Raw genomic sequence first — 13,528 nt, 5'->3', positions numbered from 1 at the left:
ATTGATTTAATCTATACCATATTAACTAAATCTTATACACACTGAAGTCCAAGCCCCAAATTGGCTTTTGATGTTTATATCTGCGCCTATGGCATCTGCAGCCTTTTTGACAATTGATAAACCCAGACCATTTCCATTGATTTCCTTATGATCCAAAGGCTGAGACCTAAAGAACGGATTGAAAATGGACGACAGATCCTCTTCCTTAATACCAATCCCCTCATCCTTGATATAACAATGATATTTTCCTCCTTCTTCTTTTATATTGATCTCCACTTTTCCCCTATACCTACTGTATTTTATCGCATTATTGACCACATTGTCCAGAATTAAATTCCCATAATAATAAGGCACCATATGATCTCCAGACTGATCTGCATTCAATGAAACACTTAATTTCCGATCTTTAATCAGTTTTTGATGTCTACCAAGAATTTCATCGACCAAAACAGTAACAGGGGCCTTTCCTTGCTCCTTATAGGGTTTATTTTGGGAGTTTCTCGCTAAGAACAGCAATTGCTCCACTATCTTTGACATACGGTCAACCTCATTGAGGCTATCGTGGATTTTCTCTTCGTAATCTTCAATATTACGTTTCTTTCGGACCAACACCTCCAAAGTCCCCCTCAAAGAAGCTAAAGGGGTTCTCAATTCATGGGAAGCATCCGAGGTAAATTGTTTTTCCCTTTCCATGGCTTCCCCAATCCTATCCAAAAGCCCATTGATGGAAGTAGACAATTCATAGATTTCATCCCTATGAGGAGGGAGAGCTACCCTTTCATCCAAATTGTTCTTGGTAATACTGTTGGTAGTATTAATAATGGTAGCTATTGGAGCAATGCTTTTTCCTGCCAGGTACCTTGATATAAAAAACAATAATAGAGTAGAAATCGGAAACAGAATAAGTAAGGTCTTCATCAAATTGGACAATACCATAATGGAAGCCTCCAGCGGCAATGCTGCCACAATATACCCTCTGGTTTTTCCGTTTTCTTGAATTTCAATATGCACCTGACGAATGGGCCTATTATTCAGCTTCGTATCATAATGTTCATCTATGGAAGCCGACTGATTCATGACCAAGCTATCCCCTTTAAGGTTGGGCGACTTATCCATTACCTGACCTCTCAATCCCATTAGCTGCAAGAAAACAGGGTTAATCTGAACTTCCCTATGCTCTATCTCTTCCCACTCTTTTTTATGGGTAAAAAAGACAGTATCCTCTTCCACAGCAATTTCCAACAAATGCTTATTGGCTTCAAAAGTCAGGTTTTTATCCAGACTTTCATAGACGGTACTCTTGACAATAAAATAGATAAAGCCAAATACCAATAGACTGATAGCCGATGTGGCAATCAGGTAATAAAAAGCTATCCTATTTTGAAAATTGAGTTTCATAATTCCTTGGCGATATATCCAACCCCCCTAATGGTCTGAATATAATTTTCACCCTCCTCCAAATTGAGTTTTTTCCTTAGTGCATTGATATAGACATCTATTACCCCTGAATTGTAATCGAAATTAATATCCCAGACATGCTCAATGATCTGTGTTCTACGGCATACCTTTCCCTTATTTCTAATCAAGTATTCAAGCAAGGCAAATTCCTTTTGGGTAAGATAAACCTCTTCACTATTTTTAAACACCTGATGGGTACCAATATCCATGCGAATATTCCCAACAGAGAATTGCTCATGTTCCCCACTTACTGGCCTTAACTGAACTTTTACCCTTTCCAGTAACTCTTCAAAATGAAACGGCTTTTTTATATAATCATTTGCCCCGGCCTGAAGGCCAAAAATCACATCAGCCACCTCATCCTTTGCAGTAAGAAATATTATGGGGGTCTTAGTGTTTTGCTTTCTGAATGACCGACAAACCTCAATGCCACTAATTGACGGAATCATCCAATCCAATAAAATAATATCATAATCACTGGACACAGCCATATCCAAACCTTGAATTCCATCGGATGCTGATTCTACCATATAGCCTTCTTCTTCAAATCCTTGTTTCAAAAATCTAACTATACCAGGTTCATCTTCAATGATTAGAATTTTCATGGCTTGCCATATTTGATTTATCCAATGCTAAACATAAAAATAAATATTATTCTTTAATCAAGTTATAGGCACCTTTCGTCAAAAACTGGGAGTCAGTTTTAAAATCATTGGCATTTATTATCTCCACATAATCACTGTCCCGCTTACCCACTTTCACCAGTTTTTTGACAAAGGAATGCTCCTGGGAATCATTACCGGTTTTCAAAAGGACATAGTAATCTTGATCAACCTTAACCACACCGGTTTCTGGTAAGGCAGGACTTTGAGAACTATCCACCGAAATTTTTGCTTCAGCAAACATCCCTGGCACCAAATTTTCCAATTCCTCCTCTCCATCAATATGAACATGGACCCTGATACTTCTATCTTCCTCACCTATAGTCCTTCCTACCAAATGTACCTCCCCCTTATACTTTTCTGCTGGATTATCCTGTAGGCTAAAAATCACTTCTTGACCAACCTTAACTTTCAAAACATCCTTCTCGAATACATTTAATTCCAAATGGATATGATCAGTATTGGTGATGGTAAAAGCTATATCCGAAGGATTCAAAAACATGCCTTTTTCAGCTGAAATCTCAGCTATATATCCGGAAATTGGGGCCTTTAGTGTGATACGGGATGAAATATTTTCTTCATCCAAATTACTAGCCTTAATCCCCATTAGCTGCAGTTTTTTTTGTAAGGACTCGTACCTGGCCTTCATCACCTTATAATCTGCTTCAGCCTTCAGATATTTCTTTTCGGAACTGACATTTTCCTTTGCCAATTCTGCCTGACGTCTGTAGTCTGCTTTCAAATATTTCATTTGGCCCTTAACCTCTAAAAAATCCTGTTGAATTTGAAGATAATCTGGGTTTTCAAGCACCAGTAGTACCTGTCCCTTATTTACTTTTTGGCCAGGAAGTAAGCTCAGTTCTTTTATATACCCCCCAAAATAGGCACTAATGGCCACCTTATTTTCTGGTGGCACATCCAGCATCCCATTCACATTGACAACTTCATGAAAATCGACCTGCTCCATTCCTCCTGTTTCAAAATTGCCTGAGGAATACTGTTGATAACTTAGCTGAATGATATTACCATTGCTGGTTAATTCCTCTTTATTGCCATCTGTAGCCTCCTGCTTTTTACTGTCACAGGCAAAAAGCACCGTGAAGCTTAAGAGAGGTATATAAAAAAAGACCTTATATTTCATTTTAATTTTCATCATCTAATCCAATAAGTATTTTGCCTCCAAAATGGTCAAATTATATTGCCAGAGGTTTTCCAAATAAGTTAACTCTATGCCCTTGGCATTTTCCAAAAGCTGTATGTATTGTAGAAAATCTATTTCTCCATTCTTATAGGCCAATTGGGCATTGTGAACCAAACCCACTGCTAACCCCTTCCCTACACCCAAATAATAGTCTATGGCTTTCCTATACTTTTCAAGGTCTTGATTCAAGCTTTCATATTTCGCCTGAAGATGGACCTGATAGTTTTCCCCTTGTGCTGCTGCTATTACCTGACTTGCTTTGGCAGCTTGTATATTGGACTTTTGGGCACCAAACCAAAGTGGAATGGCTATACCCGCCTGGAATCCCTTATATATCTTTGCCTCTGGAAATTTATTGGTCCCTTGGAAATAAGCAACCTGTAAGTCAGGTAATAATTTTTGTTTCTCTACAATTAGCTTTGCATCTGCCACCTCGTTCAACTGTTGGTAATAATTGATACCTGGGTGGTTTTCCATCAGCCCTTCATCCATTAGAATAGGCATACTATCTGCCTTAACTAAAAAAAGTGTGTCCGTTTGCAGCCAACTGTTGAACTTAATAAGTGCTTGATTGAGATTATTTTGACTTTGCTCTAGCAAAACTTCCACTTCTTTTGACTTACTCTGGGAAGTTAATTTCTCCAAAAGATTACTTTCCCCAAGTTCAAATTTTCTTTGGGCAGCAAATGCAAATTGGCTGTATAGGCTATCCAAAAAATCATAGTTTTCTTTTACTTGGAAATAGTACACAGCAGTGTAATAAGCTTTGGAAACCTCTTGCTTAATCCTAAATTCATCCAACAGATACTTGTTTTCCATTAAGCCCAGTTGGTTCTTTTGGTACTTATTTTGTGCCCCATATACTGAGGGAAACTGAAAGTTTTGCTCTATGCCCCAAACATTTATAGGCTCACCATTTTCAGCAATATTGTTTTGATCTTGATGGTAATAGACATTCGTTTTATCAATATTCCAAGAACTCCCTATTAGGTTTTCCTGCCTTTCCACCTCATATTTTGAAGCATTTAACTGCTGGTTGTTTTCCACAGCGATCTGTAAAGCCTCTACCAGATCAATTGTCCTTTCCTGTGCAAATACAGACTCAGGAATACCAAAAGAGCCGATAAATACTATGGCTCCTATCATGGCCTTTTTGGAAAATTTGAATTGGATTTTTCTATCGGCAAAAATGGTATAGAGCACAGGAACCACTAATAATGTCAACAGTGTGGCTGAAATCAATCCCCCAACTACTACAGTGGCTAAAGGCCTCTGCACCTCAGCTCCTGCAGACTGCGAAATGGCCATAGGCAAAAATCCCAAAGCTGCAGCTGATGCAGTCAACAAAACAGGTCTAAGCCTCTTTCTAGTACCAATCATAACAGCCTTATGTACATTTTTCACCCCACTAGCGCGCAACTCTTTAAACTCCTCTATCAAAACAATCCCATTCAATACAGCAATTCCAAAAAGCGCAATAAAGCCCACACCTGCAGAAATACTGAATGGCAAGTCCCTAAAATACAATAAGAGAATTCCACCCACAGCAGATAAAGGAATTGCACTGTAAATGATCAAAGCTTCCTTCACTGATTTAAAGGCAAAATATAGCATCAGGAAAATCAGGATTAGAGAAATGGGCACGGCGATCATCAACCTTTCTCTGGCTGTTCTTAAATTTTCAAACTGCCCACCATAGGTAATGGTGTACCCATTAGGGAGACTAATCTTTTCTCCAATGATTTTTTGGACATCATTAACTACAGACTCCAAATCCCTATTACGTACATTGACTCCTATTACTATCCTCCTTTTAGTATTGTCTCTGGAAATCTTGGCAGGTCCAGTGGTATAGTCAATATCTGCAAATTCACTTAAAGGCAGGCTTCTACCATTTGGCAACTGAACAGAAGCGGTGCGAATATCTTCCAAGCTCTGACGTTTTGCCTTATCGAACCTCAACACTAAATCAAACTGCTTTTCTCCCTCAAAAACCATCCCTGCCGGTAAGCCTGCAAAGCCCATACTGATGAGGTCATTTAAATCCGCAACATTCAGCCCATATTTAGCTATTTTAGCCCTATCATATTTAACCATCATTTGTGGAAGTCCTGCCGTCTTCTCCACAATGATATCCGAAGCCCCCTCTACTCCTTTTATGGCTTGCTCCACCTCCAGGGCCTTTCTATAAAGGATATCCAAATCCTCACCAAAAATTTTGATGGCTAAATCAGCCCTTACCCCTGTTATCAGCTCATTAAACCGCATCTCTATGGGCTGGGTGAATTCAAAGTCTATCCCAGGCAGTATAGAAAGCTTCGATTTAAATGCCTCTGCCAATTCATCTTTGGTCTCAGCACTTTCCCATTCCTTTTTAGGAATCAGCTTTATCATTACATCACTTTCCTCCATACTCATGGGATCAGTGGGCACCTCTGCTGCTCCGATCCTGCTAACAACCTGATCCACCTCTGGAAACTCCAATAGTATCTGCTCCATCTTGGTAGTGGTCTCTATGGTTTTTTCCAAAGAGGTCCCTGTTTTAAGCACTGGCTGGATCACAAAATCCCCTTCATCCAATGTGGGGACAAATTCTCCTCCCATTCGACTAAAAAGGAATATACTAAACACTAATAAAATCCCAGAAGCCACCAGTACGATGGATTTATTTCTTAGTGCCAACAATACTACAGGCCTGTAAAAGCTATAAACCCAATTGATCAATTTTTGAGAAAAGCCTGGCTTATCAGAGGTCTCAGGTTTTATAAACAATGAGGCCATTACTGGAACGTAGGTAAAACAAAGCACCATGGCGCCAATGAGTGCATAACAAAAAACCAGGGCCATAGGTCTAAACATCTTGCCCTCAACATTCACCAAAGACAGAATGGGAATAAAAACTATGATAATGATGAGTTGCCCAAAAACTGCCGAATGCATCATTTTATGAGCCCCGTGATAGGTAATTTCATCAATTCGCAACTGCCTTTCCTTACCCCTTAGTTGCCCCAATGACTTGCTTTGAGAAGTAATCTGATAAGCAATAAATTCTACAACTATTACCGCCCCATCTATGATAATTCCAAAATCAATGGCGCCCAAACTCATCAAATTGGCATCCACTCCGGTCAGATACATAAGGGAAAGGGCGAAAAGCAAACACAATGGTATTATTGAGGCAACCACGAGACCAGAACGTATATTTCCCAGTAGCAACACCACCACAAATATTACAATTAAACAGCCTAACAATAAGTTTTCAGCAATCGTAAAAGTAGTTTTATTAATAAGTTCACTCCTTTCCAAAAATGGATTGATGATAATTCCAGGAGGCAAGGAAGTAGATATTTCTGCTACCCGTTGGTTTACGGCATTGATCACCGCTTGAGAATCAGCCCCCTTAAGCATCATTACCTGTCCAAGGACTTTTTCCCCTTCCCCATTTCCAGTTATGGCTCCAAATCTATTGGCATGCCCAAATTGGACTTTTGCTATATCACCAATATAAATGGGTATCCCATTTCTGGTTTCCACCACCATATTTTCAATATCTTCCAAACTGCCCACTAGGCCCTCCCCACGAACAAAATAAGTTTCCTCTGTCTTTTCAATGTATCCCCCACCTGCAATGCTATTGTTCTTTTCCAATACTGTATAAACCTGACTCAAAGGAATTTTCATGGCTCTTAGTTTAGAAGGATCCACAGCTACCTCATATTGTTTCAGGTATCCTCCCCAGGTATTCACTTCCACAACACCGGGGATTCCAGAAAGTTGTCTCCTGATCAGCCAATCTTGAATGGTACGCAGATCAGTGATGGAGTACTGGGCCTCATATCTAGGATCAACATCAATAATATATTGATAAATTTCACCCAGTCCTGTGGAAATAGGCCCCATAAAAGGAACTCCAAAACCATTGGGGATTTTCTCTTCTGCACTCTTTAGTTTTTCAGCGATCAATTGCCTAGGGAGGTAGGTACCCGCCTTATCATCGAATACTACTGTCACTACGGAAAGACCAAATTTAGAAATGGATCTTATCTCCTTGACATTAGGAAGATTGGCCATTTCCAATTCCACCGGATAAGTCAAAAATTTTTCTACATCTTCAGTGGCCAAGTTTTTGGAAGTAGTAATAATTTGCACCTGGTTATTGGTAATATCAGGTACTGCCCCCAAAGGAATGTATGACAAGGAATAAATTCCAAACCCAATAATTCCAAGGGTAAAAAGTATAATTATTAGCTTATGGTTTAAGCTGTACAGAATAAGCCGCTGAAGCATAAAGAAAAGGTATTTTGTTATAGGTCAAAATTATCATCCTTAACTAAAGCCTTCCTTAGTGCAATCTTAAGATTTCCTTAAAAAATAGGTACCCAATAGACCAACTAGTTTTCCGACCAAATCATTCGATTTTGGCTGGTTTTGAAAGAAGGTCTATTTGATGTGCTAAATAGTTATAAAATGCTGCTTCATCTTTAATTCCATCAGGTTCCTGCTCCCAAGCAGCTAAAATGTAATAAGAGATTTCTTTACTATTTTCTGGGTTTAAAACCACAACATGGCTGTTGGCATCTTCAGTGATGGTTTGGAGTTGTTCTGTTGGAAATATAACGGCAATTCCTAGCATATCATCCGCTAAACTTTGCTGCCCATAGCTTGCGATATAACTGAATTTCTTGGTTTGATCAGAAACCTTTAAAGGAGCCTTGTCACTTTTGATCAAGCCAGTGCAAAAGTTATTGATGCCATTGGAGGCAATAAGTTCTATCTTACTCATTCTTGAACCTGCATCAATGCTTATGGTCGAGAGGAGATCGGTCTTCCCATTTTGGATGTCCCATCCATAATAATTGGTTTTGATGGTGGACCTCAATGCTCCATCTTGAGCAATATCTACATACAGGCTGTCCGTTGCATCTACTCTTCTTGCTTTGCCATCTTCCCAAGTCGCAATTGACCCGAGTCCCAATGATGGACCTACTTTCAAAATGTCCATTCCCCAGCCTGCAGGTTCATGGTAGCTGTCAAACCCATCTTGCCCTACCCCTAGGAGCACCATTTCGGGAGTCTTTTTCCCAAATACATCAATGCCATTTCTCCAGTCCAAATAAAACCTATACCCTACTTTATCAGATTCCCAACCTGGGCCTTCATAACGGATGAAATAAGAATGATCCGTATGTTCCTGAGGCACTTTTAATTCATGGACATTTTTAAATTCACCTCCAATATATTTTCTGTTTTGAAACTCACCTCCTACTTTATGGGATAATTCTGCTTGAGTTCTTTTTTTGATAGTGAAGTTGGGTTCATCTAGACTTTTGGTTTTGATTGTTAATTCATAATCTTTTCCTGCTTTTGTCTCAGGAATGAGGCAAAGCAAAGACACGCTTATCTGATCTATCTCAAATGGAATATTTTCTTCGCTCATTTGAACACTTAAATTTTCAAAATCGAGGTCATTGTTCTTTTCCTTGATTTTCGTTAGAGGTATCTCTAACACAAAATCTTCCCTATCCACAGCATTGATTACTGTAAAAGACACTTCTTCTGTATTATTCTCTTTCGGAGCTTGACACGAAGCCAAACACAAAGTAAGGGTTATACAAATGAGTATTATTGTAGAATAATTGACTTGCATGGTATTCCGTATTTAAAATTTAAGTTTTTTTTATTTAAATGATAAAGCAGCACAGACCTTTATTCCAACTTCCTCTCTTCATCCAGATAGCCCAACTTAAATTCTGCATTTGGCTGATGGGCTATTCTCAAAATACTATCTGCTTTGGCTGTTACTTCAGGGTATAAATCAGCTACGTTGGTGGCTTCACCAAGATCATTGGACAGATCAAATAATTCTATTGTTTTGTTTCCTTTTCGAATATCCGTTCTAACTGCTTTCCAATTACCCATTCTAACAGCCTGTTTTCCTGATTCACCATGATATTCCCAATAAAGGTAATCATGTTCTTCCTGGGCATTAAGGTTACCGATAAGGCTTGGATAAAAAGAAATACCATCACTATTTGGAGGTTTTTTCAGCCCTCCCACCTCACTTAAAGTAGGGTAAAAATCCCAAAAAGCTGAAATGTGGTCATTGGTGCTTCCTGCTTCTATGGTTCCTGGCCAACTCACAATCAAAGGAACCCTAATCCCTCCTTCATATAAATCTCGTTTTATACCTCTCAGTGGCCCATTACTATTAAAATAAGCTGGGTCGCCACCTCCTTCTTGATGGGGGCCATTATCTGAAGTAAAAATAACAATGGTATTTTCTTCTAATCCTAACTTTTGGAGCTTTTCCATTACCTCTCCTACCTGCCTATCCAACGCCGTAACCATGGCTGCAAAGACCAAATGAGGCTGATCTTGTGAAGCCAAGCCTCCCTTCCTAAAAGCCGGACCTTCATCCACACCACGAAAAGGTTTTCCAGGACTGATGGAGCCTTTAAACTTATCCATTTTCTCTTTAGGAGCTATTAGTTCAGCATGAGGCAATGGACTGGAGACAAATAGGAAAAAAGGTTGGTCTTTATTAGAATCAATAAACTCCAATGCCTTTTCGTGCATTAAGTCAGGTGAATAGCTACCATATCCTCCTTCGTCATTAGCACTTAATAGCACTTTTTCATCATTATGCCATAAGTGATCGGGATAGTAATTATGGGCCAATGATTGACAAACATAGCCATAGAATTCATCAAACCCCTGGTTGTTAGGCGTGCCCTCTGTCCCAGGCCCACCAAGACCCCATTTCCCAAAAGCTCCAGTAACATAACCTTTTGATTTCAGTACCTCTGGAAGTGTTTGAATTGAATCAGGCAGAGGAAACTGACCTTCTCTCTCTCTAAACCCATAAGGAGCTGGATCCAAACTTCTATTATCACGAATAGCCACATGACCAGTGTGTTGGCCAGTCATTAAGCTAGCTCTGGAAGGCGAACAAACGCTGGTACCAGCATAATGATTTGTAAACAACATCCCACTCTTAGCAAGCTTGTCAATATGAGGTGTTGTAAACTTTTGTTGGCCATAACAGCTGAGATCACCATAGCCTAGATCATCTGCTAAAACAAAAATAATATTAGGGAGCTTTCCCGATTCAATATTCGAGCTTGTAGTCTTGGAGCACGAGGTACATCCAAGAAACATAAAAACAAGCCATCCTACACGCTGTAGCATCATTGTACGGATATCTTGAGTTGATCTGTTTATGCTAAAAAACATTCTTAAAATTATTCGGTAAAATTCATTACACTGTCCTGCACTGTGAGGTCAAAGAAAAGCAAAAAAAAGCCTTCAGGAATCTACCTGAAGGCCCAAAATTAATGTTTAACCTTTACTAAAAAGAATAATTATTGGTGACCAACCGAAACTGGTTCATGACTTTGTAAGTAGCCCTCGTAAGGTCTAAATTGATACTCGGCGAGTTAACATCAAAAGTAGCGGAAGTATATCCTTGCCAAATTGTTTTGTTCTTTTTGTAATCTATTACATAAATGATCAACATACCGTCGTTCTCATAATATTTGATGTTATCATAATCTTCCCCTTTCTCACGATCTTCTGGATTATCAACATCTTCCTCCTCACCTCTTTTTTCTTTTTCTTCTTCTTCTTTCAAAATTTCAAGACCACGGCTGGCCAACCAATTATCAAACTCTGGCTGAACATACCCTCTGTACCTAATCTGGTTGACAAAGAGCTTGTAATAAATTAGAATATCAGGTTTATCAATCTGATGTCTAAAACCTTGGGAATTAAGTCTTGAAATAATGGTTTTGTCAATAATGGGAATATGTTTTACAGAATCCGTACCAGTATCCTCCATAAAGGCAAAAGTCTTGTATTTTTTAAAATTTCCTCTGTAATCATAATCATATTCAGCGACAAAATCTTTGGAGGAAAAGCACGCCGTAGATAAGAACAGCGTCAACAAAATGCATAGGTGAGCTTTTTTCATTTCTTTTAAATTTAATTTGGATGATAAACCATGATAGAAGAAATACTATAGTTCGGGCTCAATTTATCGCTCGATCAAGAATGCTTTTTGTACAACCATTTTTAAATTGGTTTTGTTTTGGCATTCAGTGATTTGATCTATTGAATATTAACGAATTAACTCCAATAATCAAAATATTTTAGGAGTGAATAAGTAACTGGCAGATAAAAAATTGCAAGCAGTTATTTAATTTTTTAGGAATAAATTACTACAAAAATCAACGATTACTAAACTGTCCATTAAACTTCTTCATCTGGTCTGAAACGCATGTATTCTGGATATGGAAATGCATGAATCAGTTCTCCTTGTTCGATGCGCTTTTGGATTTCCTTCCAGTGATTTGGGTCAAAAAGTAATTCATGGAATTCCAAAAAATGTGGTTTTACGTCAACCCTTCCAATCATAAACCTTCTAAAATCTTCTGTAAACACGTCATTCTTGGCAATGTCATACCAAGGTTCCGAAGCATAAATCTGGGCAAAAGTTACTGGTTTGGGCTTTTCCCTAAAGTTCATTCGAGTGAGGAACTCTATTTCATCATAATCATAAAAAATTACCCGTTTTTGCCTGGTAACACCAAAGTTCTTGGTCATCATGTCTCCCGGAAAAATATTGGCTTTGGCCAATTGTAGAATGGCATTTCCATATTCTTCAACCACTATTTTAGCGTCCTCCAAAGTGCATGTCTCCAAATACATATTCAATGGAGTAAGCCTTTTTTCTGTATAAAGGTGCTTGATGATAAGCATATCCTCTTTAATTTCAACCAACGAGTTGACCGTATTTCTCAATTCCTTGATCAAATCCGGGTGAACCCTTTCCAATGGTATTTGAAAATATTCAAACTCATGCGTATCCGCCATTCTCCCTACCCTGTCATGGAGCGAAACAAGCCTGTACTTTTCCTTGACTTCTTGCCTGGTCATGTTTTTGGGAGGATCAAAATTATCCTTGATCACTTTGAAAACCATATTATATGAAGGCAAGGTAAATACAGTCATTACCATTCCCTTGATACCTGGCGCTACCACAAACTGGTCATCGCTGGTTTTGAGATGATTGAGATAATCACGGTAAAATTCCGTCTTGCCATGTTTGTTAAAACCAATGGCATTGTACAATTCAAATACCTTTTTGTGGGTAATAACAGAGTTCAAAAAAGCCACGATCTGTGAGGGAATCTCTGTTTCAACCATAAAATATGATCTGGTATAACTAAAAATAGCACTCATTAAATTAGGGTCAAAAATCAATGTATCCACAAAAACACCCTGTGGACCATGCATAAACGGAATGATGAAAGGCATCCACTTTCTACCTAAAAAAGTCCTTCCTATTAAATAGGCTGCCTTATTTCGATAAAACACCTGCTTGAGAACTTGTGTGGTGGTATTTTCATCCACTTTGTATCTGGTAAGGATAACCTCTCGAATACTTCTCACCAAAAACTGGACATCCTTTTCTTTTTGATAATAAGGAGCTTGAAAATCAAAATCCTCCAAAATTTTCCTAATAATTTTTTGAACTCCCCAATGTGGTGGATAATTATAAAACAAAGGTTCCTGAGGGTGAATTTCACATGAATCATAGCCTTCGATCACAAACATCAACTCTTCATCTATGGACAGATGGGCTACTGCTTTTCTAATGACAGAATTATAAAATGACTCAGCCAATTCTTTGTCAGTTCTTTGGTTTATTTCATTTGAAAAAGATTGTTTGACTTCCATCCAAAAAACCCTGTCTTCTAAAAAATCCCCATATTTTTCCTTACAAGTATCAACTACCTCATTGACACAATCTTTATACAATCTTAATCGCTGTCTGTGATTCAACTGCACTCCATCCCAATCTCTTGCTTTAAAGTATTCGGGAGCCCTTTTGGTGTGTTTATGAAAAGCCGTGATATACTTTATGTAAGCTGCTATAATTTCAGAAACGACAACAGGTTTTACAATTGAATTCATCGATTTTTATTAATAATGAGGAGAATATATTAGGAACATGAATATAACCAAAACTCAAAGGAAGTTCCTCGGATTGCGTACACAAATAATTTATGGATTGTAAAAATCAGCGGCTTATTTTATTACTAATTAATAAGGAATATCGAAGATAATTAAGTAAAAACTGCTGAATTCCGTGATCTTTCAAAAAGGATACTTGGCAAATTTATGGTTCCATATTACTTGTTTTCCT

Annotated in this window: 8 protein-coding genes; all 8 read right to left on the bottom strand. The window is 38.3% G+C overall.

Annotated features, from left to right (window positions below; all coding sequences use genetic code 11):
- Positions 1–21 precede the first annotated feature (21 nt).
- A complete protein-coding gene (locus JL001_RS15835; protein WP_200977794.1) occupies positions 22–1,398 on the bottom strand; it encodes a cell wall metabolism sensor histidine kinase WalK in 1,377 nt (458 codons plus the stop codon).
- Positions 1,395–2,063 (bottom strand): response regulator transcription factor, encoded by a 669-nt coding sequence (locus tag JL001_RS15830; RefSeq protein ID WP_200977792.1) that lies wholly within the window; start codon positions 2,061–2,063, stop codon positions 1,395–1,397. The genes JL001_RS15835 and JL001_RS15830 overlap by 4 nt, the downstream gene beginning before the upstream one ends.
- Before the next feature lie 46 nt (positions 2,064–2,109).
- Complete coding sequence (locus tag JL001_RS15825) at positions 2,110–3,276, bottom strand: efflux RND transporter periplasmic adaptor subunit (RefSeq protein WP_236252846.1); 1,167 nt, start codon at positions 3,274–3,276, stop codon at positions 2,110–2,112.
- Complete coding sequence (locus JL001_RS15820; RefSeq protein ID WP_200977790.1) at positions 3,277–7,608, bottom strand: CusA/CzcA family heavy metal efflux RND transporter; 4,332 nt, start codon at positions 7,606–7,608, stop codon at positions 3,277–3,279.
- Between the two features lie 121 nt (positions 7,609–7,729).
- On the bottom strand, positions 7,730–8,914 hold the full coding sequence (locus tag JL001_RS15815) for a DUF4861 domain-containing protein (protein WP_200977788.1): 1,185 nt from the start codon (positions 8,912–8,914) through the stop codon (positions 7,730–7,732).
- 113 nt (positions 8,915–9,027) lie between these two features.
- Complete coding sequence (locus JL001_RS15810) at positions 9,028–10,512, bottom strand: arylsulfatase (protein ID WP_200977786.1); 1,485 nt, start codon at positions 10,510–10,512, stop codon at positions 9,028–9,030.
- A gap of 157 nt (positions 10,513–10,669) precedes the next feature.
- Positions 10,670–11,290, bottom strand: a complete 621-nt coding sequence (locus JL001_RS15805) for a DUF4136 domain-containing protein (RefSeq protein ID WP_200977784.1) — start codon at positions 11,288–11,290, stop codon at positions 10,670–10,672.
- A 278-nt stretch (positions 11,291–11,568) separates the two neighbouring features.
- Positions 11,569–13,296, bottom strand: coding sequence for a bifunctional isocitrate dehydrogenase kinase/phosphatase (aceK, locus tag JL001_RS15800; RefSeq protein WP_200977782.1), 1,728 nt, complete (start codon positions 13,294–13,296; stop codon positions 11,569–11,571).
- Positions 13,297–13,528 lie beyond the last annotated feature (232 nt).

It is taken from the genome of Echinicola sp. 20G, assembly GCF_015533855.1.
Taxonomy (GTDB): domain Bacteria; phylum Bacteroidota; class Bacteroidia; order Cytophagales; family Cyclobacteriaceae; genus Echinicola.
The sequence above is the reverse complement of the archived record's forward strand: the minus strand, read 5'-3'. Positions and strand labels throughout refer to the sequence as shown.